The organism is Streptomyces sp. NPDC001135, from assembly GCF_053598395.1.
Genome location: NZ_JBSFKD010000002.1, coordinates 255,662 through 281,059 on the forward strand (window position 1 = coordinate 255,662; position 25,398 = coordinate 281,059).

The 25,398-nt window shown below is 74.2% G+C and carries 24 protein-coding genes; 12 read left to right on the forward strand and 12 right to left on the reverse strand.

All coding sequences use genetic code 11. The features are described 5' to 3' along the window. Positions 1 to 51: 51 nt before the first annotated feature. From ACWC94_RS04200 to ACWC94_RS04210, 3 genes are all read right to left on the reverse strand, one after another. Complete coding sequence (locus ACWC94_RS04200; RefSeq protein ID WP_450794827.1) at positions 52 to 1,263, reverse strand: ROK family transcriptional regulator; 1,212 nt, start codon at positions 1,261 to 1,263, stop codon at positions 52 to 54. A 206-nt stretch (positions 1,264 to 1,469) separates the two neighbouring features. After that, positions 1,470 to 2,087 (reverse strand): Uma2 family endonuclease, encoded by a 618-nt coding sequence (locus tag ACWC94_RS04205; RefSeq protein ID WP_450794828.1) that lies wholly within the window; start codon positions 2,085 to 2,087, stop codon positions 1,470 to 1,472. 137 nt (positions 2,088 to 2,224) lie between these two features. Continuing rightward, positions 2,225 to 3,334 (reverse strand): mechanosensitive ion channel family protein, encoded by a 1,110-nt coding sequence (locus tag ACWC94_RS04210; RefSeq protein ID WP_450794829.1) that lies wholly within the window; start codon positions 3,332 to 3,334, stop codon positions 2,225 to 2,227. Positions 3,335 to 3,650: 316 nt separating this feature from the next. On the opposite strand from ACWC94_RS04210, the gene ACWC94_RS04215 reads away from it, so the two are divergent. Next, positions 3,651 to 4,187 carry an HNH endonuclease gene (locus ACWC94_RS04215; protein WP_360086768.1) on the forward strand — a complete coding sequence of 179 codons (537 nt, stop codon included), beginning with the start codon at positions 3,651 to 3,653 and terminating at the stop codon, positions 4,185 to 4,187. A 124-nt stretch (positions 4,188 to 4,311) separates the two neighbouring features. Here the strand turns inward: ACWC94_RS04215 and ACWC94_RS04220 are convergent, their stop codons facing one another. The 5 genes from ACWC94_RS04220 to ACWC94_RS04240 all read right to left on the reverse strand — a co-directional run bounded on the left by ACWC94_RS04220 (position 4,312) and on the right by ACWC94_RS04240 (position 8,717). Next, positions 4,312 to 4,914 carry a hypothetical protein gene (locus tag ACWC94_RS04220; RefSeq protein WP_450794830.1) on the reverse strand — a complete coding sequence of 201 codons (603 nt, stop codon included), beginning with the start codon at positions 4,912 to 4,914 and terminating at the stop codon, positions 4,312 to 4,314. Next, the gene (locus tag ACWC94_RS04225) at positions 4,911 to 6,242 is read right to left on the reverse strand and encodes a hypothetical protein (RefSeq protein WP_450794831.1); all 1,332 of its coding nucleotides are present in this window, start codon (positions 6,240 to 6,242) and stop codon (positions 4,911 to 4,913) included. Before ACWC94_RS04225 ends, ACWC94_RS04220 begins: the two co-directional genes overlap by 4 nt. Beyond that, entirely contained in the window at positions 6,242 to 7,021 is a 780-nt protein-coding gene (locus ACWC94_RS04230) for an ABC transporter ATP-binding protein (RefSeq protein ID WP_450794832.1), read from the reverse strand. The genes ACWC94_RS04225 and ACWC94_RS04230 overlap by 1 nt, the downstream gene beginning before the upstream one ends. 68 nt (positions 7,022 to 7,089) lie before the next feature. After that, positions 7,090 to 8,106 carry a zf-HC2 domain-containing protein gene (locus tag ACWC94_RS04235; RefSeq protein WP_450794833.1) on the reverse strand — a complete coding sequence of 339 codons (1,017 nt, stop codon included), beginning with the start codon at positions 8,104 to 8,106 and terminating at the stop codon, positions 7,090 to 7,092. After that, a complete protein-coding gene (locus tag ACWC94_RS04240) occupies positions 8,103 to 8,717 on the reverse strand; it encodes an RNA polymerase sigma factor (RefSeq protein ID WP_450794834.1) in 615 nt (204 codons plus the stop codon). The genes ACWC94_RS04235 and ACWC94_RS04240 overlap by 4 nt, the downstream gene beginning before the upstream one ends. Positions 8,718 to 8,954: 237 nt before the next feature. Here ACWC94_RS04240 and ACWC94_RS04245 point away from each other — a divergent pair, with 237 nt between their 5' ends. Genes ACWC94_RS04245 through ACWC94_RS04255 form a run of 3 tightly spaced genes read left to right on the forward strand, consistent with a single transcriptional unit; the run spans position 8,955 to position 11,613 of the window. Beyond that, entirely contained in the window at positions 8,955 to 9,188 is a 234-nt protein-coding gene (locus ACWC94_RS04245; RefSeq protein ID WP_450794835.1) for a hypothetical protein, read from the forward strand. Next, positions 9,189 to 11,279: a 4-alpha-glucanotransferase gene (malQ, locus tag ACWC94_RS04250; protein WP_450794836.1), complete on the forward strand. Its 2,091-nt coding sequence runs from the start codon at positions 9,189 to 9,191 to the stop codon at positions 11,277 to 11,279. Positions 11,280 to 11,337: 58 nt separating this feature from the next. Then, positions 11,338 to 11,613, forward strand: coding sequence for a hypothetical protein (locus ACWC94_RS04255; protein WP_450794837.1), 276 nt, complete (start codon positions 11,338 to 11,340; stop codon positions 11,611 to 11,613). A 209-nt stretch (positions 11,614 to 11,822) separates the two neighbouring features. Here ACWC94_RS04255 and ACWC94_RS04260 read toward each other — a convergent pair whose 3' ends face one another. Next, positions 11,823 to 13,307 carry an MFS transporter gene (locus tag ACWC94_RS04260; protein WP_450794838.1) on the reverse strand — a complete coding sequence of 495 codons (1,485 nt, stop codon included), beginning with the start codon at positions 13,305 to 13,307 and terminating at the stop codon, positions 11,823 to 11,825. 245 nt (positions 13,308 to 13,552) lie between these two features. On the opposite strand from ACWC94_RS04260, the gene ACWC94_RS04265 reads away from it, so the two are divergent. Beyond that, the gene (locus ACWC94_RS04265; RefSeq protein ID WP_450794839.1) at positions 13,553 to 14,494 is read left to right on the forward strand and encodes a helix-turn-helix domain-containing protein; all 942 of its coding nucleotides are present in this window, start codon (positions 13,553 to 13,555) and stop codon (positions 14,492 to 14,494) included. A gap of 31 nt (positions 14,495 to 14,525) precedes the next feature. Here the strand turns inward: ACWC94_RS04265 and ACWC94_RS04270 are convergent, their stop codons facing one another. Beyond that, a complete protein-coding gene (locus ACWC94_RS04270) occupies positions 14,526 to 15,104 on the reverse strand; it encodes a TetR/AcrR family transcriptional regulator (protein ID WP_450794840.1) in 579 nt (192 codons plus the stop codon). A gap of 115 nt (positions 15,105 to 15,219) precedes the next feature. Between ACWC94_RS04270 and ACWC94_RS04275 the strand changes: the two genes are divergently transcribed. Then, a complete protein-coding gene (locus ACWC94_RS04275; protein WP_450794841.1) occupies positions 15,220 to 16,665 on the forward strand; it encodes an FAD-dependent monooxygenase in 1,446 nt (481 codons plus the stop codon). A gap of 86 nt (positions 16,666 to 16,751) precedes the next feature. Here ACWC94_RS04275 and ACWC94_RS04280 read toward each other — a convergent pair whose 3' ends face one another. Then, positions 16,752 to 17,258: a MarR family winged helix-turn-helix transcriptional regulator gene (locus ACWC94_RS04280; protein ID WP_450794842.1), complete on the reverse strand. Its 507-nt coding sequence runs from the start codon at positions 17,256 to 17,258 to the stop codon at positions 16,752 to 16,754. 103 nt (positions 17,259 to 17,361) lie between these two features. Here ACWC94_RS04280 and ACWC94_RS04285 point away from each other — a divergent pair, with 103 nt between their 5' ends. Genes ACWC94_RS04285 through ACWC94_RS04305 form a run of 5 tightly spaced genes read left to right on the forward strand, consistent with a single transcriptional unit; the run spans position 17,362 to position 21,993 of the window. Beyond that, positions 17,362 to 18,714: an MFS transporter gene (locus ACWC94_RS04285; protein ID WP_450794843.1), complete on the forward strand. Its 1,353-nt coding sequence runs from the start codon at positions 17,362 to 17,364 to the stop codon at positions 18,712 to 18,714. Continuing rightward, positions 18,711 to 19,637 (forward strand): EamA family transporter, encoded by a 927-nt coding sequence (locus ACWC94_RS04290; protein WP_450794844.1) that lies wholly within the window; start codon positions 18,711 to 18,713, stop codon positions 19,635 to 19,637. Before ACWC94_RS04285 ends, ACWC94_RS04290 begins: the two co-directional genes overlap by 4 nt. Positions 19,638 to 19,690: 53 nt before the next feature. Then, on the forward strand, positions 19,691 to 20,605 hold the full coding sequence (locus ACWC94_RS04295) for a DMT family transporter (RefSeq protein WP_450795017.1): 915 nt from the start codon (positions 19,691 to 19,693) through the stop codon (positions 20,603 to 20,605). A 35-nt stretch (positions 20,606 to 20,640) separates the two neighbouring features. Then, positions 20,641 to 21,072 (forward strand): NAD-binding protein, encoded by a 432-nt coding sequence (locus ACWC94_RS04300; RefSeq protein WP_450794845.1) that lies wholly within the window; start codon positions 20,641 to 20,643, stop codon positions 21,070 to 21,072. Between the two features lie 9 nt (positions 21,073 to 21,081). After that, positions 21,082 to 21,993 carry a LysR family transcriptional regulator gene (locus ACWC94_RS04305; RefSeq protein WP_450794846.1) on the forward strand — a complete coding sequence of 304 codons (912 nt, stop codon included), beginning with the start codon at positions 21,082 to 21,084 and terminating at the stop codon, positions 21,991 to 21,993. Positions 21,994 to 22,103: 110 nt separating this feature from the next. Here the strand turns inward: ACWC94_RS04305 and pepN are convergent, their stop codons facing one another. Then, on the reverse strand, positions 22,104 to 24,680 hold the full coding sequence (pepN, locus tag ACWC94_RS04310) for an aminopeptidase N (protein WP_450794847.1): 2,577 nt from the start codon (positions 24,678 to 24,680) through the stop codon (positions 22,104 to 22,106). Between the two features lie 112 nt (positions 24,681 to 24,792). Between pepN and ACWC94_RS04315 the strand changes: the two genes are divergently transcribed. Then, positions 24,793 to 25,290 (forward strand): DUF1203 domain-containing protein, encoded by a 498-nt coding sequence (locus ACWC94_RS04315; RefSeq protein ID WP_450794848.1) that lies wholly within the window; start codon positions 24,793 to 24,795, stop codon positions 25,288 to 25,290. The last annotated feature ends 108 nt before the right edge of the window (positions 25,291 to 25,398 follow it).

Here is a 25,398-nt window from a genome sequence, read left to right on the forward strand (position 1 = left end):
CGGGCATGGCGAGGTCTCCCGGGGGATGGGGTCGGGGAAAGCGGGGGCGCTCTAGCGCGAGGTGTCGAAGACCTCGTCGCGGGTGGTGACGAGCGCGGACTCCAGCGCGCCGCGCAGTACGGGGTGTTCCTGGACGTCACCGACGACCAGCCGGGGGCGGGCCGCGGCCAGCTCTTCCAGCTCGGCCTGGACGAGGGCGCGCAGCACCTCGCCGCCGGCCGTCAGTGCGGAGCCGCTGAGGACGACGAGTTCGGGGTCGAGGACGGAGACGAGCGAGGCGAGACCGATGGCGAGCCGTGTCGCGTAGCTCTCCAGCAGCTCGCGGTAGGGGCCGCTCGCGTGGTCGGCGGCACGGGCGACGAGTGCGGCGGCGACCTCCGTGCACGGCCCCGACGGCACGTCCTCGATGCCGAGTTCGCGGGCCAGCCCCGGTACGGCCTGGGAGCCGGCCAGCTCCTGGTAGCCACCCGTGTTGGCCTTGGCCACCTGGCGCACCAGGGGGGTTCCGGGCACCGGCAGGAAACCGACCTCGCCGGCGCCGCCGGTCCAGCCGCGGTGCAGCCGGCCGCCGAGGACCAGGGCGGCGCCGAGTCCCTCCTCGTTCCACAGCAGGACGAAGTCCCCGTGGCCGCGGGCGGCCCCGAGCCGCTGTTCGGCGAGGGCGACGAGGTTGACGTCGTTCTCGTACTCGACGGGCATGGGGAGTGCCGCCGCGAGTTCCCCGAGCAGGGTGGGGGAGTGCCAGCCCGGCAGATGGGAGGCGTAGCGCAGCCGCCCGGTGTTCGGGTCGAAGGCGCCCGGGGTGCCGATGACCAGCCGGTGCACGTCGGACCGTGCGAGCCCGGCCGCCTTCACGGCACCGTCGAGCGCGTCGGTGACCTGCTGGACGACGGGCTGCGCCGGGTACCGCCCCGGTGTGGGCAGTTCGAACTCGCCCACCGTCCGGCCGGTGATGTCGGCGACGGCGGCGCGGATGCGGTCGGGGGTGACGTCGAGTCCGGCGGCGTGCGCGGCTGTGGGGTTGACGGCGTACAGCTGGGCGTTGGGGCCCGGCCGGCCCTCGCTGGTGCCGGTCACCCGGACCAGGCCGGCCGCCTCCAGGCGGGCCAGCAGCTGCGAGGCGGTGGGCTTGGACAGGCCGGTGAGCTTGCCGATCCGGGTGCGCGAGAGCGGTCCGTGCTCCAGCAGGAGGTCCAGTGCGGCACGGTCGTTCATGGCGCGCAGTACACGCGGGGTGCCCGGCGTACCGGCGGTTCCTGCCATGGAGTTCGACACCTGCCTTTCCAGCCACCCAGCTTTTCAGTGACCCGGGCGTGGCGTCCAGCCTTGATCACCGGCCGCCGGGAGATCACTGTTAGGAAAGTTTCCTATCGTGGTGCGAGGAACGTAAGCCCAGGAGGAAGGGGGCGTCAATAGACAACGGCCCCGAGGCGACGGAGTCGTTGTCTCGGGGCGGGGAGACCTCGGGTTCAGCTGTCGAGGAAGGGGGTGGTGTCGAGGGTGGGATACGGGGCTGGGAGGGGGAGGGGGGCGCCGAGGGTGACCTTGGTGTCCGTGTCGTAGTAGGCCTCGGTGGGGTCGTCACCGGGGAGGATGGGGTCCGTGTAGCAGTGGGCCGTCTTGGAGTGGCGGTCGATGAGGACGTAGACGGGGACGCCGGCGGCGGCGTAAGCGCGGAACTTGGGGCCCGTGTCCGTCTCGTGGTTGGTGGAGGTGACTTCGCCTACCAGGGCGATCATGTCGATGGGGTACCAGCCCTTGTGAGCCTTCAGGTAGGACTCGTCGAGTTCGGACGGCTCACGGCGCAGGATGTAGAAGTCAGGGATGACCAGGGTCGTAGTGCTGCCGTCCCTGTTCGCGGCCCGGTAGCCGTTGCCCATGCCTGCCAGGCCCAGCCCCGCAGTGAAGAGCTGGACGGCGAGCTTGAAGGCTCCGTCGTTGTGTTCATGGTTCGGCTGCGGCGGCACGATGACCGTCCCCTCGACGTACTCGGGTCGGATCGGCGCCACCGACGCCTCCTCGATCGCGATCAGCAGATCGATGGGGTCCTGCGTCATCACCGGCTCCATGAGAGGTTCCGCGCTCATCGCTCGTTCTCCTTGTCGCACTGATGTCAGGCTAAGCCCACGCCGGGCGCCCCGGGCAGAACGATGGGGCACCCCGTACGCCCTCGGCGCCGGAATGCCCCACCTGTTCACTCGAACGTGTGTGCCGAACCGTTCCGCTATTTCGCCGGAGGTGCCGGCCGCTGGGAAACGATGGGTGCTGCCGCAACCGACTGCGTGGAGTCCGCGTTGGCGTACACCGACGGCGCCGCCACCGCCGCCGTCGGGTCCGGGGCGTCCTCGACGTCCTCCGTCGCCGTCGCGCCGCCCACGATGCGGATGCTCGCCCGGTCGAACGCCCGCTTGATCCGCCAGCGCAGCTCCCGCTCGACCGTCAGCGCCTTGCCCGGCATCGTCCTGGCCGACACCCGCACCACCATGGAGTCGATCAGGACGGAGTCCAGGCCGAGCACCTCCACCGGGCCCCACAGCATCTCGTTCCAGGGCTCTTCCTTGCTCATGTGCTCGGCGACGTCGTCGAGGGTGGCCTTGACCTGGTCCAGGTCCTCGGACGACTTCACGGTGACGTCCACGCCCGCCGTCGCCCAGCCCTGCGAGAGGTTGCCTATCCGCTTGACCTCGCCGTTGCGGACGTACCAGATCTCGCCGTCGGACCCGCGCAGCTTGGTCACCCGCAGCCCGACCTCGATCACCTCGCCGGTGGCCACCCCCGCGTCGATCACGTCCCCGACGCCGTACTGGTCCTCCAGGATCATGAACACGCCGGAGAGGAAGTCCGTGACGAGGTTGCGTGCGCCGAAACCGATCGCCACACCGGCCACACCGGCCGACGCCAGCAGCGGCGCCAGGTTGATCTTGAAGGTGGACAGCACCATCAGCGCGGCCGTACCGAGGATCAGGAAGCTCGCCACCGACCGCAGCACGGAACCTATCGCCGCCGACCGCTGCCGCCGCCGCTCGGCGTTGACCAGCAGTCCGCCCAGCGCCGTGCCGTCCACGGCCTGCGCGGTGCGGCCCATCCGGTCGATCAGCTTGGTGATCGCCCGCCGCACCGCCGCGCGCAGTGCCACCGCCACGACCACGATCAGCAGGATCTGCAGACCCATCGCGAGCCAGGTCGACCAGTTCTGTTCGACCCAGCTCGCCGCGTTCGTCGCGCTCTGCTGGGCGTCCTGGAACGACGGCACGGCAGGGGTCGTCTGGGAGGGGGAAGGGGACGGGGTCGGCGACGCACCGGCGGCCAGCAGGACGGCGGGCAAGGACGACACGGCAGGTACCTCCAAGGTGCTGCGCGGTCCGGCCGGCGGGGCGGTCAAGGTCACGAAAAGGTCACCGGACGGACAGGACCACCACACTAACGGGGCATTGTGTGTGCCCCGCGCGGATCCGCCAAGGAGGGGCGCAGGAGAGACAGGGCTCACCCTGGCTTGAACCGGCCATGATCCGGGGGATGAATCGGATGTGGTCGAAAACACTCCCAGCCCGTTACCGGGACATGGTGGCGCTTCCACCAGGCATGAGGGGAGACTGACTGCAGATCGTCCCGGCGCGAGCCACGCGCCGCCGACGCCCAAGGAGGCACCCGTGCCGCACGTCCTGGTCCTCAACGCGTCGTACGAGCCGCTCGGCGTCGTACCGCTCCGCCGCGCGCTCGTCCTCGTCCTGGAGAACAAGGCCGTCTCCCTCGAGGAATCCGGCGCCTATATGCACAGCGCGACCGTCACAGTCCCCGCACCCAGCGTGGTCCGGCTCAAGCGATTCGTACGGGTTCCCTACCGGGGGCCCGTTCCTCTCACCCGCCGCGCGCTCTTCGCCCGCGACGGGGGCCGGTGCATGTACTGCGGTGGCGTCGCAACCAGCGTCGACCACGTCATCCCCCGCAGCCGCGGGGGCCAACACCGCTGGGACAACGTGGTGGCCTCCTGCCGCCGCTGCAACCACGTCAAGGCCGACCGCCACCTCGTCGAACTCGGGTGGCGGCTGCGGCACAAACCGGCTCCGCCGACCGGGCTCGCCTGGCGGATCATCGGGACCGGGCATCGGGATCCGCGGTGGCTGCCCTATTTGCAGCCGTACGGCGCGGACGATGCCCTGGCCCGGATCGACGGCATCTCCGCCTGAGTTCCGGGCCGGTGTTTTTTTGCGCCTGCCAGGGGGCGTGGTGAGGCTGTCCGGCGGCTGCGGGTCGTTCGCGGCCGGTCGCGCAGTTCCCCGCGCCCCTGGGTGATCCGCCCCGCCCGGAGGTTCAACCGCGAGGTCCCTCCGTGCGGGCACCCGCTGTCGCGTACAGCGCGGTTCCCAGCGTGAACGCCACCAGCGCCGCCGCCCACGCGCCCCGCTCCGCCCCCGGCTGCAGGGGCCAGGCCCATACCGCTGCCGCGTGTCCCTGTGCGCCGGAGCCGCCCATGTACACGGCGGAGACATAGGCGAAGGCCGGCAGCCAGCTCAGGCGGGCGCCCAGGAGGGCGGCGGCCGTGGCCGTGATCCCCGTGCAGCCCAGGGTGTTGCGGACCATGGCGGGCGGCCCGAAGGTCTGGGTGTGGCCGAGGACCGCCAGCGGCAGGAGGACCGCCGCCAGTGCGGTCAGCAGCCCGAGGTGGGTCAGCCGGCGCGGCCACCACGGTCGTACTGCCGTACGGTCCAGTTCCTCCGAGGCCGTGTACAGGCTCGTCCCGATCACGGCCGAGGCCAGCAGCGGGGCAAGCGCCACGACCGGCACCCGGCGGTCGGGGTCCAGGTAGCTGTCCAGCTGTCCGGCGGACCACACCGCGAACGCGGTGGTCCCGGCGAGCGCGGCCAGCGCGAGCGGCAGGGCCCGGGAGCGGGCGTAGAGGACCAGGCCGTTCACAGGGCCGGCACCCCCGTGACGTCGCAGCTGTCCGCCGTCGCGAAGTACGCCGACAGCCATGCCCTGCGCTCCTGCTCGCCCATCGACGCCAGGTGCGCCCGGGCGGCCACCCTCCCGCGCAGCTCGGCCCGCGAGGTCTTGGACCCGCTCGCGTCCAGGTCGTCGAAGTGGGACTCGGCGGGAGAGGGCGCCAGATAGTGCTCGACCAGCTCGTCCAGCTCCCGTACGCGCCGGTCCGCGCACTCCCCGTGCCGCCCCAGCGCGGCGGCGGCCTCCCAGGCGTACTCCCGGGGATCCGTCAGCCGCCCCCGTACGACCGCCCAGCCGACCGGTGTGACGATCGGCAGCTGCGCCTCGTCGTGGTGCCGCCCGTCCGGCCCGTCCGCCCAGCGCACCGGCAGGTTCCGCACCCCCTCCAGCTTGCCGGTGATCCCGGACACGGCCGCTTTGACCTGCGGCAACAGCTTCCCGTACCGGGCGTTCACACAGACCGCCGGAGTGGTCGAGGTGTCACAGACCTGGCGCCGGGAGAGCGGGTCGCGGTGCCACGGGGCATCGCCGTTCTGCACCAGCAGCGTGCCCGCGGCCACGGCGGCGGCCAGCGGCAGCAGGGCCGTCACCCGGCGCCGGGCGGCGTACGCCAGCACGACGGCGAGTGCCACCCCGCCGGTCCACCCGGCCATCGCCACCGGCTGCCACCACACCGGCAGTTCGTCGTCGCCGATGGGCAGGGCCGGGCTGAGCGGGGTGCTGTAGCCCGGCGAGCCGATCGTGATCACCCCGAGCCCCGCGTACCCGGCCACGGCCAGCAGGGGCGCCGCCAGCCGCGTCGGCAGGACCCGGCCGGCCACATGCCCGAACAGCACGGCCGATGCCAGGGCCACCGTGTCCCCGGGCAGCAGGCCCAGGTGCGGCCGGTCGCCCAGCGCGTACGGCTGCGTCGCGAGCAGCGCGGCGGCCACGGCGACCAGGTAACCGGCCGTCACCCAGGCCGTCAGCGGGAGCGCGGCGGCCAGGAACCGCACCAGCGGCGGCCGTACGGCCGTCCCCCACAGCTCCTCGGTCCGGCGGCGCCGCTCCCGTCCGCCCTGCCAGCATCCCGCCGCGGCGCCCAGCGGCATCACCATCAAGAGGGCGTCGTGCACCCGCGCGGCGGTCGCCCCCCAGTCCCCCTGCCACCGGTCCGCCGTGCGGACCAGCATCACGCCGAGCGCCACCACGACCACGGCCCCGGCAAACGGCGCGAAGCCGCGCACGGCCTCCGCCCGGACGGGGTGCGGCGTCCGCCTCTTCGCCTTCGGTGCCTTCCGTTCGACGACGAGCGTCATCACACCGCCTCCCGCGCGCCCGTACCCGCTGCTGCGCGGTGGGCCCGCAGCACGGCGGTGTACCCGCGCTCGATCGGATGGTCGCCCGGGCCGTCGGACGCCTCGCCGAGCAGTGTGAGGGCCTCCGGGGTGCCCCGGTAGGCGACCCGGCCGCCCTCCAGGAGGGTGACCTCCGTGCAGGCGGCGGCCACGTCCTCGACCAGATGGGTGGAGACGACGACGGTCGCTTCGGCACCCAGCTCGCGCAGCAGCGCACGGAACTCCACGCGCTGTTCCGGGTCCAGTCCGGCCGTCGGCTCGTCCAGCAGCAGGACGGCAGGGTCGTTGACGACGGCCTGCGCGATGCCGACCCGGCGGATCATGCCCCCGGACAGCGTGCGCACCTTCGCGTCGATCCGTTCCCCGAGGCCCACCCGGGTCACGGCCCGCTCCACGGCGTCCGGCACCCGGTCGGCGGGCACCTCCTTCAGCCAGGCCACGTACGCGACGAACTCCCGCACGGTGAAGCCCGGGTAGTAGCCGAACTCCTGCGGCAGATAGCCGAGCCGGCGCCGCACCTCGGCCCGGCCGTGGCGCTCGGCGGTGTCCTCGCCGAGGATCTCCACCCGCCCGGCGTCCGGCCGGGCGACCGTGGCCAGCACCCGGATGAGCGAGGTCTTCCCGGCCCCGTTCGGACCGAGCAGCCCGTGCACACCGGTGCCGAGGCCGAGGTCGAGGGAGTCGAGGGCAAGCGTCCTGCGGTGCCGGACCCGCAGTCCGGTCACACGTATGGAGGTCACGTTCTCTCCGGAGAAGAGCGGTTCTGAAGTCGGGAAAGGGGGTCTTGCGACGTGGCGCCCGCCGGCCGTCACCGCCCGAGCGGGCGGTCGTACGCGGGACGGCGGGCGGTCAGCAGGACGGCGCTCAGCACGGCCGCCGCCGCCCACGCGCTCTGTACGCCGCCGCCGTCGAGGCAGCGCGAGAGCTGCTCGGCCAGCCGTGCGCCGGCCGTAGCACCGGGCGCGGCGGGTACCGGGCCCAGGACGGCCGCCAGCCAGCCGCCCCCCGTCACCAGGGCGGCCGCCCGGCAGCCGACGAAGGAGGCCAGGGCCAGCGAGCCCAGCGCCAGTGCCAGCCCCGGCAGCAGCCAGGCCGCGGCGGCCGGTGCCCCCGAGGCGGGCAGCAGCAGGCCGGTGAGGGTCAGCAGCGGCAGGCTCACCGCGAGGACAGCGACGGTACGGGTGAGCGCGAGCCGCAGCCCGCCGCCCGGGGTGGCCGCGGCGACCTCGTGCAGCGGATCGGCGTGCGGGCCGTAGGACAGGGCGATCCCGGCCACCGGGACGACCGGCGCGACCGCCAGCAGCAGCGCCCGCGCACCGGGGAACCCGGCGCCGTAGGCCAGCCCCAGCGCGCCGGCGGCCACGACGAACACGGCGGGCAGCCACGCCCCGCGCACGGCGGGGCCGGCGGCCCACAGCAGTCGGACGAGACGCGACACCGGGGCGGACGGCTGCGGTCGGGACACCGGGGCGGGCCGCCGCCGTCGCGGCACCGGGCCGGGCGGCTGCCACACCGGAGACTTCGCCTGTCGCACCGGAGACTGCGTCCGCCGTACCGGAGAGTCCGCCTGTCGTACCGCGGACTCCGTCCGCGCGGATTCCGGAGCCGGCTTCAGGACCGTCGCCAGTACCGCCGCCCGGACCTCCGCGAGCACCGTGCCGGAGGCCGTCGCGCCCACCGCGTCCGACACCCGGGACGCGCAGCCCGCGCAGTGCTCCACATGCTTCTCCAGGGACCACGCGTCCGGTTCCGGCAGCGTGCCCTCGGCATAGCGGGCGGCGAGGTCGCCGGAGACGTGCCAGACGTGCGGGTTGCCGTCTCTCATGCCGTGCCTCCGATCGGGGACGGGTTCAACCGGTCGAGCGCGGCCCGCAGTTCGGCCCGGGCGCGCCGGGCGCGGGACTTGACGGTGCCCTCGGGTATGCCGAGCAGCCGGGCCGCCTCGCGGGTGCTCAGCCCGTCCACGACGGTCGCGCGCAGCACCTCGCGCAGTTCGGGGGAGATCCGGCCGAGGGCGGTGCCGACATCGCCGTACTCCAGCCCCGCCAGCACCCTGTCCTCGGCGGACGGCGCCGCGGCCGGCTCATGGGAGCCGTCCGCCGGCTCCAGGGGTGCCGCCGCCACCCGCGCGGCTCGCTCCTGTGCCCGCCGGGCGTCGACGAGGCGGCGCGCGGCGATCGTCCACAGCCAGCCGCCGGCCTCCTGCCCGCGGTGCCCGGCCGCCGACCGCCACACCGTGACGAACGTGTCCTGCAGCACCTCGCGCACCACCTCGGGGTCGGCGCACCGGCGGGTCAGCCGCGCGTGCAGCCAGCCCGCGTGCCGGTCGTACAGCGCGGCCATCGCGGCCGCGTCCCCTGCGGCGACGGCCCGCACCAACGCCGCGTCCCCGTCGGCGCCGCCGGTTCCCCCGTCGCCCTCCCGCTGGCCCCCCATGGGGCGGAACAGTTTCACACCCTCTCTATCGATCAACGGTCCGGTGCCGGATCACGGCCCTTCCCGCAGGCGCACGCCAGGTGCTCCCTCAGGGCTCCATCACGGTTCCGGCAGGGCTCCGGCAGGTGCTCCGAAAACGGCCGCGAGTGCGGACGCCGTCACGGGGTAGGCCTGCCGTAACCCGTTCAAAGCCGCATCATCCGGCCCGAGCGACCGACCCACCCGAAGGAGGCCCCCGTGGCCGCACCGGCCCGACTCTCGATCCCGGCCCAGTGGAAACCCGTGGCGGAGCCGTCCGCCACGACCGCCGAGGCACCGCTGGGCGTCTGCAGCGCGGAGGGCGCCCGCGCCCAGGCCCCGCTGACCAGCGAACCGCCCCTGCCCGACGCCGAGCCCCTGACCAGCGAGCCGCCGCTCGCCGAGGCCACCCCGCTGACCAGCGAGTCCGACGGCTTCGGCGCGGGGTTGTAGATGGCCGCGGCGTTCGAGGACCTCGCGGACGCGGAGCTGTCCCGGCTCGCCGAGCTGCACGGGGTCGCCACCTCCTACAGCCCCGCCCCGGGCCGCGACGTCCCGGTCCCCGCCTCCGCGGTGGTCGCCGCGCTGGCCGCCCTCGGCGTCGCCGCGGCCGGCCCCGACGCCGTACGCACCGCGCTCGCCGCCCGCGAACGCGAACTGCGCGAGCGCCTGCTGCCGCCGACGGTCGTGCACTGGGCCGGCGACCCGCAGGGCCCCGCCGCCCTCGCCGCGCTGCCGCCCGGCACCCGCCTGCGCGTGCGGACCGAGGAGGGGGAGGAGCGGGACGGGACCTGGAACCTCCCGCTCGGTGTGCACCGCGTGACCGCCGCTGCCCCCGACGGGCGCACCGGCCACGCCCACCTCGTCGTCGCCCCCGACCGGCTGCCCGCCCCGCCCGGCCGCTCCCACGGCCTCCTCGTCCAGCTGTACTCCCTGCTCTCCCGCCGCTCCTGGGGCATGGGCGACCTCGGCGACCTCACCGAGCTGGCCGGCTGGGCCGGACGCACCACCGGCGCCGGATTCGTGCAGGTCAACCCCCTGCACGCGGCCGTACCCGGCGCTCCCACGGACCCGTCCCCGTACCGCCCCTCCTCCCGCCGCTTCCCCGACCCCGTGCACCTGCGGATCGAGGACGTCCCCGAGTACGCGTACGTGGCGGACCGGGAGCGGCTGGGCGGGCTGCTGGAGCGGGCCGAGCGGCTGCGCGCCGCCGTCCTCGACAAGGGCGCCCTCATCGACCGCGACGCCGTGTGGGAGCTGAAGCGGGAGGCACTGGAACTGGTCCTGGCCGTCCCCCTGGGCCCCGGCCGCCGGGCCGCCTACGACGACTTCCGCGCCGCCCACGGGCAGGCCCTCGACGACCACGCCACCTGGTACGCCCTCGCCGAGACCCATGGCTGCGACTGGCACTCCTGGCCCGAGGGCCTGCGCGACCCCCGCTCGGCCGGAACCGCCCGCGCCCGCGCCGAGCTCGCCGACCGGGTCGAGTTCCACGCCCGCCTCGCCTGGCTCACCGACGGCCAGCTGCGTGCCGCCCAGCGCGCCGCCCGCGAGGCCGGCATGCCGGTCGGGATCGTGCACGACCTGGCCGTCGGCGTGCACCCGGCCGGCGCCGACGCCTGGGCGCAGCAGGACGTGTTCGCCGCCGGCATGTCCGTCGGCGCCCCGCCCGACGCCTTCAACGCCCGCGGCCAGGACTGGGGCCTGCCGCCCTGGCGCCCCGACCGCCTCGCCGCCACCGGGCACGCCCCCTACCGCGACCTCCTGCGCGCCCTGTTCCGCTACGCCGGCGCCCTGCGCATCGACCACGTCATGGGCCTGTTCCGGCTGTGGTGGGTCCCGCAGGGCAGCCCGCCCACCGAGGGCACGTACGTCCGCTACGACGCCGACGCCATGCTCGCGATCCTCGCCCTGGAGGCCACCCGTGCCGGGGCCGTCGTCATCGGCGAGGACCTCGGCACCGTCGAGCCGGGCGTGCGCGAGACGCTCGGGCGGCGCGGGGTCCTCGGCACCTCGGTGCTGTGGTTCGAACGCGACTGGGAGGGGGACGGCCGCCCGCTGCCGCCCGACCGCTGGCGCGCCGACTGCCTGGCCACCGCCACCACCCACGATCTGCCGCCCACCGCCGCCCGGCTCACCGGCGACCACGTCGACCTGCGCGACCGCCTGGGCCTGCTCACCCGCCCGGCGGTCGAGGAGCGCGCCGAGGCCACCGCGGACGCCGCCGAGTGGCTCGCCCTGCTCGGCAGCCTCGGCCTGCTGGACCTGACGGCCGCCGGCCCGCCCGGCACCGACGAGGAGGAGGAGATCCGCGCCGTCCACCGCTTCCTGCTGCGCACCCCGGCCCGGCTGATCGGCGTCTGGCTCCCGGACGGCGTCGGCGACCGCCGCCCGCAGAACCTGCCGGGAACCTGGGACCAGTACCCGAACTGGCGGCTGCCGATCGCGGACCGCGCGGGCCGGCCGGTGCCCCTGGAGGAGCTGACGGCCGCGCCCCGGCTGCGCGCCCTGCTCGCCGTGTTCACGCAGCTCGGAGACGGGTGAACCCCCGCTACCGGACCCCGCGCGCGCGGCCTTCCGGGTGATTCGCTAACTTGAGACCGTGGACAAGAAGAACGCCCTGCGCGCCGGCGCCCTGGCCGCCGGTACGACGCTGATGATGCTGCTCATGTCGTCCCCCGCGCTCGCGCTGACCCGCGACGACGGCGACGACCCCGGCCAGCCCCTGAGCGTCGTCCAGACGCTGGGTCTCTACGTGCTGATCCCGCTCGCGCTGTTCGTGGTCATCGCCGGACTGGTGATGGCGCTGGACAAGTCCAAGATCAGGGTCACGACCCCCTCGTCCAAGGCGAAGTCCGAGGCCAGGGCGAAGGCCTGACCGGACACCGGTTCTGCCGCCGGGGGCGCCCGTCCTCCCGCTGGTACGCGCGTGATGCCGTACCCGGGTGAGGACGGGCGCCCCCGGCGTTCTGCCGTCCGGCTCGGGCCTTCGCGCGGCCCGGACCGGTGCGGCGGTCGCCCCCGTCGTCGTGCGGACGGCGGTCCGGTACCCGGCCGGGCCGGGGCTCGGCCGCCCATGGACGCAGGTCACCCACGGGGCAGGAGGAGGCGGGAGACCGCGGCGGTGGTGAGGAGGAGGGCGGCGACGGCGAGCAGGCCGAGGCGCATGCCCGGGAGGGAGAAGCCGCCGTCGGCGCCGGAGAGCAGGCTGCCGAAGAGGGCGACGGCGAGCGCGCCGCCGGTCTGGCGGAACGAGTTGAGCAGCCCCGACGCGGTCCCCGCGCGCTCCCCCGGTACGGCGTCCATCAGCAGCGCGGTCAGCGCGGGCACCACGAGCGCCCCGCCGATGCTCAGCGGCACCAGCAGGACCAGCACCAGCCACACCGCGGTGTGCGCGGCCAGCGGCAGCATCGCCAGCATCGCCCCGGTGAAGATCAGCTGGCCGGCGACGATCACCGGCCGCCGCCCGATCCGCTCCGCCAGCCGCGGCGAGACGAGGTTGGTCGTCGTCACCACCGCGGACATCGGGACGAACATCAGCCCGGCCGCGATCCCCGACATCTCGCGCAGCTGCTGGTAGTACAGCCCGAGGAGGAAGATCCCGCCGTAGAAGGCCGCGTTGACGGCGAATCCGACCGCCAGCGGGACGGCCACCCGGCGGTCCTTCAGCATGTCCAGGGGGACCATGGGCTGGCGGTGCCGGGCCTCCACGACGCGGAAGGCGCACCCGGAGACGACGGCGAGCGCGGCGGCGGCCAGCACCGGGCCGCTGGTCCAGCCCCGGTGGCCGCCCTCGATCACCGCGAACGCCAGCCCGGCCAGGGCCAGTACGGCGGTGAGCTGGCCACCGCCGTCCAGCGCGGCGGGCCGGCGCGGGGAGCGCGGCACGCGGACCAGCAGGCCCAGGATGACCGCGCCCACCGGGAGGTTGAGCAGGAAGACCGCCCGCCAGCCGGCCGAGTCGGTGAGCAGCCCGCCCAGTACCGGGCCCGCGGCCATCGCCACCGAGCCGCCGACCGTCCACAGCGCGATGGCGCGGGCACGCTGCCGGGCGTCCTCGTAGGAGTGCCGGATCAGCGCCAGTGAGGCCGGCAGCACGACCGCGGCGGCGCCGCCCTGCGCCACGCGGGCGCCGACCAGTACACCGATGCCCGGCGCGAGCGCGCAGCCGAGGGAGGCCAGGGTGAACAGGGCGATGCCCCAGGCGTAGGCGCGGCGGGCGCCGGCGCGGTCGGCGAGGGCGCCGGCGGAGAGCATCAGGGCCGCGAACATCAGGGTGTACGCGTCCACCACCCACTGCAGTCCGGCCATCCCGCCGCTCAGGGAGTTCCCTATCGCGGGCAGGGCGATGTTCACGGCCGAGACGTCGATGGTGATCACCGTGAAGCCGAGCAGCGAAGCGACCAGCGCGACGCCGCCGCGCCGCGGCACGGTGGGTGCGCCGGCGGGCGGCCCGGCTGGTCGGGACCGGTGCGGGTGCCGTCGCCGGAGCGTGGGCACCGACGGCCCCCGGCCGTGCCCGTCGGCGGACGCGGGGGACGAGGACACGGAAGGGGACGGGGTGGACCGCATGGAGAACTCCTTCGTGCGAAAAGGGAATTGACGGCTGATCGGGGGGTGGGCGGGCGGCGCCGGTCCGCTGGGGCCGCGGTCCTGTGCCTCGCACTCCCTGGGCCCCGGCGGCCGGGCCGCCCGCTGCGGGACCAACTCTCCGCCGCCACGCCGCCGCCTGGCAGACCGGGCTGTTCCCGGGGTGCGGCGTTCCAGGCAGTGACAGGGCCCCCCACGTTCCCGTCCCACCTGCCACAATGGGCCGAATGGCAGCAGCAGACGCACGGGGCACCGAGCTCGGCAGATATCTGAAGGCCCGCAGGGCGCAGGTCCGCCCTGAGGACGTCGGCCTCCCGGCCGGCGCGGGTCTGCGCCGCACTCCCGGACTGCGCAGGGAGGAGTTGGCCGCGCTGGCCGGGGTGAGTGTCGACTACTACATCCGCCTGGAGCGCGGCCGGGAGACCAACCCGTCGCCCGCCGTCGTGGACGCCATCGGCCGCGCCCTGCGACTGCGCGGCGACGGTTACGAACGCCTGCACGAACTCGTGGAGTTGGCCTCCGGCCGGACCGCCGAGCTGCCCGCCTCCTCCGACCACACCGTCCGCGACTCGGTGCTGCGGATGCTGGAGTCGGTGCGCCCGCTCCCCGCCTATGTGGTGAGCCGCTACAACCGCCTGCTGGCCGCCAACCCGCCCGGCCGGCGCCTGCTGCCCGGACTGTGGGACTGGCCGCAGGACCAGCGCAACCTGACCCGCTATCTCTTTCTCCACCCGGTCGGCCGGACGCTCTACGAGCCGTGGGAGGAGACGGTCGCGCTCTCGGTGGCGCATCTGCGAGCCGTCGCCGGGGCCGATCCGGACGACCCCGAGCTGACCGCGCTCGTCGGCGAACTGGCGCTGAAGTCGCCGGAGTTCGCGCGGCTCTGGGAGCGGTACGACGTGTGCGAGCGTGGCGGCGGGCAGAAGTTCTTCCGGCATCCGAAGGTCGGGCCGATGACCCTGACCTACGAGGTCATGCGGCTGGCCCGGACGGGTGGTCAGCGGATGGTGGTCTACCAGGCGGCTCCTGGCACCCCGGACGAGGAGGCCATGCTCCGCCTGGGCTCCGCGGACACCCGGCCGGAGTCGGTGCCCTCGGGCCGTCCTGAGCCGGCCGGCGAGCCGTGTCCCGCCCAGGCGCCGTCCCAGGTCCACGCCTCCGCCGGCTGAGCCCGGGTTTCCGTTCGTCCGGCGGTGCGGCTCAGGGACTCGGCGCCGTCAGGTACCGCTGCACGGTCGGGCCCAGCCATGCCAGCAGTTCCCCGTGGGTCAGCTCCCGGGCCGGCGGCAGGCGCAGCACATAACGGGTCAGGGCCAGCCCGAGCAGCTGCGCGGCACACAGCGCGGCCCGCGCCGGGACCTGCTCGGGGTCGGGGCACACCTGCCGGGCGACCGGAAGCAGCTGGTCCCGGAAGATGCCCTGCATCCGCTCGGCCCCGGCCTGGTTGGTGACGCCGACCCGGAGGACGGCTGTCAGCTCCTCGTTCTCCTCCCACAGGCCGAGGAAGTGGGTCACCAGTGCCCGCCCGACCTCGTCCTTCGGTACCCGCGTCAGATCGGGCAGCCGCAGATCCAGCGCGACGGCCGCCGCGAACAGCCCCTCCTTGCTGCCGTAGTAGCGCATCACCATCGACGGGTCGATGCGCGCGTCCTTGGCGATCGCCCGGATGGTGGCCCGCTCGTAGCCGTCGGCGGCGAACCGCTCGCGGGCGGCGCCGAGGATGGCGTTACGGGTCGCGTCGGAGCGGCGTGCCTGCGGGGGCCTGGTGCTGCCGGTCATGCCGACGAGCGTAGGCCAACATGTGTGGGCCAACAAGTGTTGACTTCCCGTGCGGCCCGCTTCTACCGTGGCCAACAAGCGTTGACCAACGGGCGTTGGCATCCAGGAGGCCACCGTGAACGGCACCAAGGGAAACATCATCGTCGTCGGCTCCGGCCCCACCGGCCTGCTCCTCGCCGGTGACCTCGCCACCGCCGGGGTCCCGGTCACCGTCCTCGAAAAGCGCCCCCGCGGCATCAGCAACCTCTCCCGCGCCTTCGTCCTGCACGCCCGCACCCTGGAACAGCTCGACGCGCGCGGCCTCGCCGACGACCTGGAGGCCGTGGGGCAGCCCCTCGACCGCCTCCGTCTCTTCGGCCGGCTCACCGTGGACCTCGCGACCCTCCCCTCCCGCTTCCGCCACCTCCTCGTCCTGCCGCAGTACGAGGTCGAGAAGGTCCTGGAGCGACGCGCGGTGGAGGCGGGGGCCGCCTTCCGCCACGAGACCGAGCTGACCGGGCTCACCCAGGACGCGGACGGGGTGACCGTCGAGGTGCGCGGCCCCGAGGGGCGCACGGAGAGCCTGCGCGCCGCGTACGTCGTCGGCGCCGACGGCATGCGCAGTGCCGTACGGGACGCGATCGGGCTGCCGTTCCCGGGGAAGTCGGTGATCCGGTCGGTGGTCCTCGCGGACGTCAGGCTCGCCGAGAAGCCGCCGGCCCTGCTCACCGTCAACGCCGTGGGCGACGCCTTCGCCTTCCTCGCGCCGTTCGGCGACGGCTACTACCGGGTGATCGGCTGGCACCGGGGTCGCAACGTCCCCGACACCGAGCCGCTGGACCTCGCCGAGATCAAGCAGATCACCCGCCTCGCCCTCGGCCGGGACTTCGGGATGCACGACGCCCGCTGGATGTCCCGCTTCCACAGCGACGAACGGCAGGCGCCCGCCTACCGCGCCGGGCGGGTCTTCCTGGCCGGCGACGCCGCGCACGTGCACACCCCGGCCGGCGGCCAGGGCATGAACACCGGGCTCCAGGACGCGGCCAACCTGAGCTGGAAGCTCGCGGCGGTCGCGGGCGGCCACGCGGCCCCCGCCCTGCTCGACACCTACCAGGCCGAGCGGCACCCCGTGGGCCGGGCGGTGCTGCGCAGCAGCGGCGGGATCGTCCGCCTCGCCATGGCCAAGCGCCCCTGGGCCCTCGCGGCCCGCGCCGCGCTCACCGCGTTCCTGAACGCCGTCGGCCCCGCCCGGCGCAGGGTCGCCGCCCAGGTCACCGGCATCGGCTACCGCTACCCCGCGCCCCGCGGCACCCACCCCCTGACCGGCGCCCGCGTCCCGGACGTCGCCCTGGCCGGCGGCGGCCGCCTCCACGAAGCGCTGCGCGGCGGCCGGTTCGTGCTGATCGCCGCCGAGCCGTACGGGCCGGACCCCGCCCGCGCGGACCGGCTGGCGGTGGCGCGCTGGGCGGGCGACCGCCGTACGGCCGTGCTGGTCCGCCCCGACGGGTACGCGGCCTGGGCCGCCGACTCGGCCACCGCGGCCGACGTCGAGGCGGCGATCGCCGCGCACGTCGGCGGCTAGGGGGTTTCGTTTGGATCAGGTCGGATCAGGCCGTGCCGGGCGTCGCGGACCCGGGCTGATCCAAACGAAACCCCCTGGGGGACACCCTAGTGCGGGGCCTGAAGGGTTCCGGCGAGCAACTGCCTCAACAGGTCGGCCAGTTGGCCGACCTGTTCGTCGTCGAGGCGTGACAGGGCCTCCGTCTGGACCGCGAGGCCCGCGCCGACCGCCCGGTCGATGACGTCCAGCCCTCTCTCGGTCAGTGTCACCTTCAGGCCCCGGCGGTCGTGCGGGTCGGGGGAGCGGCGCAGCAGTCCGGCCTTCTCCAGCTTGTCGAGGCGACCGGTCATCCCGCCGGTGGTGAGCATCAGGGTGGCCGACAGCTGACGCGGCGAGAGGGTGTACGGCTCGCCGGCGCGGCGCAGGGTCGCGAGGACGTCGAACTCGCCGCGGGAGATGCCGTACGGCTGGTACGCCTTCTCCACGCGGTCGCCCATGGTCCGGGAGAGGCGGTAGATCCGCCCGAAGACCTCCATCGCCCTGGAGTCGAGGTCGGGCCGCACGGCAGCCCACTGGTCGATGATCGCGTCGACGGGATCCTTGGCTGCACTCATGCGCCGAGTATCGCCCCGCGGACGGTCGTCAGCAAGAAAGTGGCTTGATGGAAAGTTGCTTAGTGCTAAGCTACTTTCTACTGAGCTACTTCCAGGGGGCATGATGAGAGACAGCGAACGCATCCCCGGCGAGTGGGCCCTGCCCCTCACCGCCGCCGTCAACGGCGTCGGCACCGGTATGTACGTACCGTTCACGCTCGTCTTCTTCCACGCCGTGACCGGACTGTCCTTCACGGTCGTGGGTGCCGTGCTCACCGCGACCGGCCTCGCGGGCATCGCCGTACTGCCGCTCGCCGGGACGGCGGTGGACCGGTACGGGGCCAAGCGCGTGCAGTACGCGCTGTACGGCGTCCGGGTCGCCGGCTTCGCCCTCTACCCGTTCGCCCACTCCCTCGCCGCCTTCGCGGCCGTAGCCCTGGTCACCGCCGCCGCCGACCGGGCCTTCCCCGCCGTGCAGCAGTCCCTGATCGGCGAGGTCGCGCGCGGGGCGGGGCGGGACCGGCTGCAGGCGTCGACACGCGCGCTGCAGAACGCCGGCAACGGCGCGGGCGCGCTGCTGGCCACGCTGGTCATCTCCCTCGCGGGCGGCGCCGGTTACACGTACGCCGCCTGGGGCAACGCCCTCTCCTTCGCGCTCGCCGCCCTGCTGCTGCGGCCCCTGCGGCCGGCGCGTACGGCAGGTGGGGCCCCGGTTCCGCACCGGGCGGGCGCCGGCTACCGGCTCGTCCTCGCCGACCGGCCCTTCCTGGTCGTCACCGGCGCCAACTTCCTGAACGCGCTGAGCTATTCGGCCCTGTCGGTCCTCTTCCCGCTGTTCCTGGTGGAGTGGCTGCACGGCCCCTCGGTGCTCACCGGCGCCGCGTTCACCCTCAACACCGTGCTGTGCGCGGTGGCCGGGGTCGGCGTCGGCGCGCGGGTCAGGAGGACCGGTGCCCGGCGCACCCGGGCGGCGGCGCTGGGCGGGGGCCTGTTCGCGACCGCATTCGCCGCGCAGATCGTCCTCGGAACCGTGCGGCCGACGTCGGTCGCGGTCCTGAGCGGCGCCCTGGTCGCCGTGGTCGTCGTCTACACCGTCGGTGAACTGATCCACAGCCCCGCGTCCCAGGTGCTCGCGGTCGAGGCGGCGCCCGAGGCGGTGCGCGGGCGGTACCTGGCGGCGTACCAGATGTCCGGGTCGCTGGCGAAGGCGGTGGCACCCTCCCTGTTCACGGCCCTGCTCGCCGTGGATGCCCGGGCTCCGTGGGCCGTCCTCGTCCTGACCTCGGCGGTGGCCGCCGCCCTCCTGATCCGCACGGAACGCCACCTGCCGCCGCAGGCAGTACGCCCGCTGCCGGCGGATGCGCCGCCGGCCCCGGTGGCCCGCGGCGGCGCCCCCGCCCGGGCCCGGGCCGCCGTTCCCGTCCCGGCCACCGCGTCCGCCCCCGTCCCCGCCGACCCCGAAGGGAGCCGGTCATGAGGCGATCCGGCACCGTCCTGCTCACCGCGCTCGCCCCGGTCTCCTGGGGCACCACCTATGCGGTCACCACCGAGTTCCTGCCGCCGGACCGCCCCCTGTTCACGGCGCTGCTGCGGGCCCTGCCCGCTGGACTCGTCCTGCTGGCGCTGACCCGGGTGCTGCCGCGCGGCGCCTGGTGGGGGAAGTCGCTCGCGCTCGGCGCGCTGAACATCGGTGCCTTCTTCCCGCTGCTGTTCGTGTCGGCGTACCGCCTGCCCGGTGGCATGGCCGCCGTCGTCGGCTCGGTGCAGCCGCTGTTCGTCGTCGGTCTCTCGGCGCTGCTGCTCGGTCAGCGACCGGCCCCGCGCACGCTCGTCACCGGCGTCGTCGCCGCACTCGGCGTCAGTCTCGTCGTCCTCCAGGGGGCCGGAGGGCTCGACGCCGTCGGCGTGCTCGCGGCCGTCGCCGCCACCGCCTCGATGGCCGCCGGTACGGTCCTGACCAAGCGGTGGGGCCGTCCGGACGGGGTCGGCCCGCTGGCGCTCACCGGCTGGCAGCTCACCGCGGGCGGCCTGCTCATCGCGCCGGTCGCCTTCCTGGCCGAGGGCGCCCCGCCCGCACTGGACGCGCGGGCCGTCGGCGGCTACGCCTACCTGGCGCTGGCCAACACGGCGGTGGCGTACTGGCTCTGGTTCCGCGGCATCGGCCGGCTCAGTGCCCCCCAGGTCTCCTTCCTCGGCCCGCTCTCCCCGCTGACCGCGGCCGTCGTCGGCTGGGCGGCCCTCGGGCAGTCGCTCACGCCGGTGCAGGTGACGGGCATGGCACTGGCGTTCGGCGCGACCCTGGCGGGCCAGCGCGGAGGCCGACCTCGATCGTTCAGTTCCTCTGAAAAGACTCGTCGTCAACTTTCGATGGACCTGACAGGTGGGCCGCTGCGACGGTAGCGGGGACACAGCCCGCCCCGCTCCGCGCCGAAAGGACCCCTGTGACTGCCGTCCTGCACCGGACCAGCACCCCCGCGACCCCGGCCGCCGCCCGCCGCCCGCGCGAGGCCGCCCCCCTGCTCGGCCTCGCCTGCGCCGCGCTCGCCACGGTCGTCTGGTCGGGCAGCTTCGTCACCTCCCGCGGCCTGCACGACAGCGTCCCGCCCGTCCAGCACGCCTTCTGGCGCTGGGTGATCGCCCTCCTCGCCGTGGCGCCCTTCGGCGCGAGGCGGGCCTGGCGCCAGCGGGGCCTGCTGCGCCGCCACGCCCGCTACGTCCTGCTCGCCTCCCTCCTCGGCGTGGCGGTCTACAACACCCTCGTCAACCAGGCCGGACTGACCACCCCCGCCGCCACCATGGGCATGATCATGGCCGCCTCGCCGGTGCTGATGGCGGTGTTCGAACGGCTGGGCGGCGTACGGCTCGGGGCACGGCGCACCACCGGGTTGCTCATCGCCTGCGCGGGCGTGGCCCTGCTGGTCGGCGGCGGCGCGGACTTCTCGCCCGGCGACCTGTGGATGACCGCCGCGGCCTGCTGCTTCGCCGGCTACAGCGCGCTGCTGCGCCGCAGGCCCGCCGGACTCGGCGGCACCGCGTTCCTGTTCACCACGTTCCTCACCGGCACCGTCCTGCTGCTGCCCGCGCAGGCGGTGAGCGTGACCGTGCAGGGCTCCTTCCACCCCACCCCCGGCACGGTCCTGCCCCTCCTCTACGTCGGCGTGGCCTCCTCCGCGCTCGCCTTCTTCGCCTGGAACAAGGCCGTCAGCCTGATGGGCGCGACCCGCGCGGGCATCGTGTACTACCTCCAGCCGGTCTGCGTGGCCCTGCTGTCCTGGGCCGTACTCGGCGAGACGACGGGCCTGTCGCAGCTGCTGTCGATGGCGCTGATCCTGGGCGGGGTCATCCTGGGCGCCGGCTCCCGGCGCTGACGGCGGCGGCGTCGCCGGCGTGTCCCAGCAGGATCATGGCGTCGTTCGACGCGATCGCCCGGGACGTACGGCACTTCGGCCCGGCCGGCGCGGGCACCCGCTTCAAGCTGATCCTCAACGCCCTCCAGGCCGTCCACCTGGCCGGCTTCGGCGAGGCCCTGCGGCTGGCCGAGGCGGCGGGCCTGGACACGCGCCAGGTCGGCGAGGCCCTGCTGGACCGCCCCGGAGGTGTGGTCACCCAGCTCGCCTGGGACAGCCACCTCACTCCGCCCGAGCCCGTCAACTTCTCGGCCGAGTGGGCCCACAAGGACCTCGCCTACGCGGCCGGCATGGCCGACGCGGCAGGACAGCGGCACCACCCCCTCCTCGACGGGGTGCTCACCCTGTTCGCCACGGCGCTCGCCGAGGGGCGCGGCAAGGAGGGCTGGAGCACGGTGAATCCGGTCGCCCGGGAGAACGGCAGGTAGCGTGCCCGCATGGCCGAGTGGGACATCCGGAAGCTGCAGATCCTGCGCACCCTGCGCGAGCGCGGGACGGTGACCGCGACGGCCGAGGCCCTGCACATGACCCCGTCCGCGGTCTCCCAGCAGCTCACCAACCTCTCCCGGCAGCTCGGCGTACCCCTGCTGGAGGCGCGGGGCCGCCGGGTCCGGCTCACCGACGCGGCGCGCCTGGTGCTGGTCCACACAGAGCCGGTCTTCGCACAACTGGAGCGCGCGGAGGCGGTGCTGGCGGCGTACGGCCAGGGGGAGGCGGGGGAGGTGCGGGTGGGTGCCTTCTCCACGTCGGTCCCCACCCTGGTCGTACCGGCCGTACGGGCCCTGCGGGACACGCACCCCGGGGTGACCGTCCGCGTACGGGAGGCGGAGGCCGCCGAGGCCTACGACCTGCTGGCCGCCGGAGAGGTCGACGTGGCCCTGTCCCTCGCGGCGTCGGCGCCCAGCGCCGCCGACCCCCGTTTCACCCGCGTGCCCCTGCTCACCGACCCCCTCGACATCGCCCTGCCCCCCGACCACCCCCTCGCGGGCGCGGACTCCCTGACCCTCACCGACCTGGCCGCCGAACCCTGGATCTTCGGCGGCAGCGGCCCCTGGTCCGACATCACCCGCCGCGCCTGCGAGACCGCCGGCTTCTCCCCCCACCAGGGCCACTCGGCCTCCGGCTGGACCGCGATCCTCGCCATGGTGGAGGCGGGCATGGGCGTGGCCCTGGTCCCGAGAATGGCCGCCGCCCCCCGCGACGGCGTCGCCATGCGCGCCCTCGGCCCAAACGGTCCGGTCCGCCATGTGACGGCGGCGGTACGCAGGGGCGGCGAGACGGGCCGGGCGGTGGCACACGTACTCGAAGCACTGCAGAACACGGCCACGGCCCGGGTCACTGCGGGGTGAACTCGTGCCGCGGCTCGTCCGCGCACCGGCCGACGTCGGCGGAGTTCAGGCCACGCACGCGAAAGGGCGCCCGGTGTGTGGCCGGGCGCCCTTCGGTGGTGTGCGCAGTACTACTTCGCGGTCGCCGCGTCCGCCGCCTGGGCCCGCAGGGCCCGTTCGATGCCCGCGCGGGACTCCGAGACGAGGCGGCGCAGGGCCGCGTTCGGCTCGGCTGTGGCCAGCCAGCTGTCGGTCTTGGCGAGGGTCTCCTCGGAGACCTGGACCGTGGGGTAGAGGCCGATGGCGATCTGCTGGGCGATCTCGTGCGAACGGGCGTCCCAGATGTCCTTGACGACCTCGAAGTAGCGGTCCGCGTACGCCGCGAGCAGCTCGCGCTGGTCGGTCTGGACGAAGCCGCCGATCACGGCCTCCTGCACGGCGTTCGGCAGCTTGTCGGAGTCGACGACCGACGCCCAGGCCGCCGCCTTGGCCTCCGCCGTCGGGCGGGCCGCGCGGGCGGTGGCCGCGTGCCGCTCACCGGCCGCGGTCTTGTCCCGCTCGTACTCGGCCGCGATCTCGGCCTCGTCGAAGCGGCCGACCGCCGCCAGCCGCTCCACGAACGCCCAGCGCAGCTCGGTGTCCACGGCCAGGCCCTCGATGGTCCGGGTGCCGTCCAGCAGGGCCTCCAGCAGGTCCAGCTGCTCGGGGGTGCGGGCGGTCGCCGCGAAGGCACGGGCCCAGGCCAGCTGGTGGTCGCTGGCCGGCTCGGCGCCGCGCAGGTGGGCCAGCGTGGCGTCGGTCCAGCGGGTCAGCAGGGACTCGCGGGCGGCCGGGTCGGCGTACAGGTCGATGGCGAGCTTGACCTGCCGGTGCAGCGACTGCACGACGCCGATGTCGGACTCCTTGCCGATGCCCGACAGGACGAGCGAGAGGTAGTCGCGGGTGGCCAGCTCCGCGTCCCGGGTCATGTCCCAGGCCGACGCCCAGCACAGGGCCCGCGGGAGGGACTGCTCGAAGTCGCCGAGGTGCTCGGTGACCGTCTTCAGCGACTCCTCGTCCAGGCGGACCTTGGCGTAGGACAGGTCGTCGTCGTTGAGCAGGACGACCGCCGGGCGGCGCGTGCCCGTCAGCTGCGGTACGGCCGTCAGCTCGCCGTCGACGTCCAGTTCGAGGCGGTTGGTGCGCACCAGCTTGCCGGAGCCGGCGTCGAGGTCGTACAGGCCGATGGCGATGCGGTGCGGGCGCAGGGTCGGCTCGCCCTTGGCGCCGGCGGGCAGCGCCGGGGCCTCCTGGCGGACGGCGAAGGAGGTGACGACCCCGTCGGCGTCGGTGTCGATCTCCGGGCGGAGGATGTTGATGCCCGCCGTCTCCAGCCACTTCTTCGACCAGGTCTTCAGGTCACGGCCGGAGGTCTCCTCCAGCGCGCCGAGCAGGTCGGACAGGCGCGTGTTGCCGAACGCGTGCGCCTTGAAGTACGCCTGCACGCCCTTGAAGAACTCGTCCTCGCCGACGTACGCGACGAGCTGCTTGAGCACGCTCGCGCCCTTGGCGTACGTGATGCCGTCGAAGTTGACGAGGACGTCGTCCAGGTCGCGGATGTCCGCCATGATCGGGTGCGTGGACGGCAGCTGGTCCTGCCGGTACGCCCAGGTCTTCATCGAGTTGGCGAACGTGGTCCACGAGTGCGGCCAGCGCGAGCCGGGGGCGGCGGCCTGGCAGGCGATGGAGGTGTAGGTGGCGAACGACTCGTTCAGCCACAGGTCGTTCCACCACTCCATCGTCACGAGGTCGCCGAACCACATGTGGGCCAGCTCGTGCAGGATCGTCTCGGCCCGGACCTCGTACGCCGCGTCGGTCACCTTGGACCGGAAGACGTACTGGTCCCGGATGGTGACGGCACCCGCGTTCTCCATCGCGCCCGCGTTGAACTCCGGCACGAACAGCTGGTCGTACTTCGCGAACGGGTAGGCGTAGTCGAACTTCTCCTGGAACCAGTCGAAGCCCTGCCGGGTCACCTCGAAGATCGCGTCCGAGTCCAGGAACTCGGCGAGGGACGGGCGGCAGTAGATGCCCAGCGGCACGCTCTGCCCGTCCTTCTCGTACACGCTGTGCACGGAGTGGTACGGGCCGACGATCAGCGCGGTGATGTACGACGAGATGCGCGGGGTCGGCTCGAAGGCCCAGACGTTGTCCTTGGGCTCGGGCGTCGGCGAGTTCGAGATCACCGTCCAGCCCTCGGGCGCCTTCACGGTGAACTGGAAGGTGGCCTTCAGGTCCGGCTGCTCGAAGGAGGCGAAGACGCGGCGGGCATCCGGGACCTCGAACTGGGTGTAGAGGTACGCCTGCTCGTCGACGGGGTCGACGAAGCGGTGCAGGCCCTCACCGGTGTTGGTGTAGGCGCAGTCCGCGACGACCCGCAGGACGTTGCGCCCCTCCAGCAGCCCCGGCAGGGCGATCCGCGAGTCCTTGAAGACCTGGGCGGGGTCCAGCTGGTCGCCGTTGAGGACCACCTCGTGGACGGCCGGCGCCACCAGGTCGATGAACGACTCGGCGCCCGTGCGGGCGGCGTCGAAGCGCACCGTGGTCACGGACCGGTAGCTACCGCCCTCCTGCGCACCGGAGAGGTCGAGATCGATCTCGTACGAGTCAACGGTGAGCAGCTCGGCCCGCTGCTGCGCCTCTTCGCGAGTCAGGTTTGTGCCAGGCACGCGGTCATCTCCTCGTTATGTGTCGGTTGCGCCATCCTTCCATGGGACCCACGGCAAACGCGATGTCCGGTTCCCGCCGGTCAGCGGGGCGCCGCGGCGGCACGCTGGACCCATGACGACGACACACACCCCGCGCGCCGTCCCGTCGCGCGTTCTGAAGGAGCTGCGGACCGCCGACGACGCGGGGCGCCCCATGGCCCCCTTCACCGACGAGGAGGGCGGCGCCCCGCTGCGCTGCTGCCTGCGCCGCAGCACGCCCGGCGAACCGATCGCCCTGGTCTCCTACGCGCCGCTGCGCCGCTGGGCCGCCGAGACCGGCGCCGCGCCCGGCGCGTACGACGAGCAGGGCCCGGTCTTCATCCACGCCGAGGACTGCGCGGGCCCGTCCGGCACCGCCGCCCTGCCCTTCCCGGGCGCCCACCGCGTACTGCGCCGCTACGCGGCCGACGGCCGCATCCTGGGCGGTCGCCTGGTGGCGCCCTCGGAGAGCTTCGAGGAGGCCTTCGCGGACGCCTTCGCCGACCCGGAGGTGGCGGTGGTGCATGTGCGGGCGGTGGAGTACGGGTGCTTCCTGTACGAGGTACGCCGCGAAGCCGGCCGACGCCGGTAGGCGGAGGCCGGTACGGAGACGGTGACCCGGTCCGGCGGGTCCGGGTGGCGCGCGCTGGGCGTCATCCCGACCGGGTCGCGCACCTCCGGTCCGGTGAGCGGCAGGCCG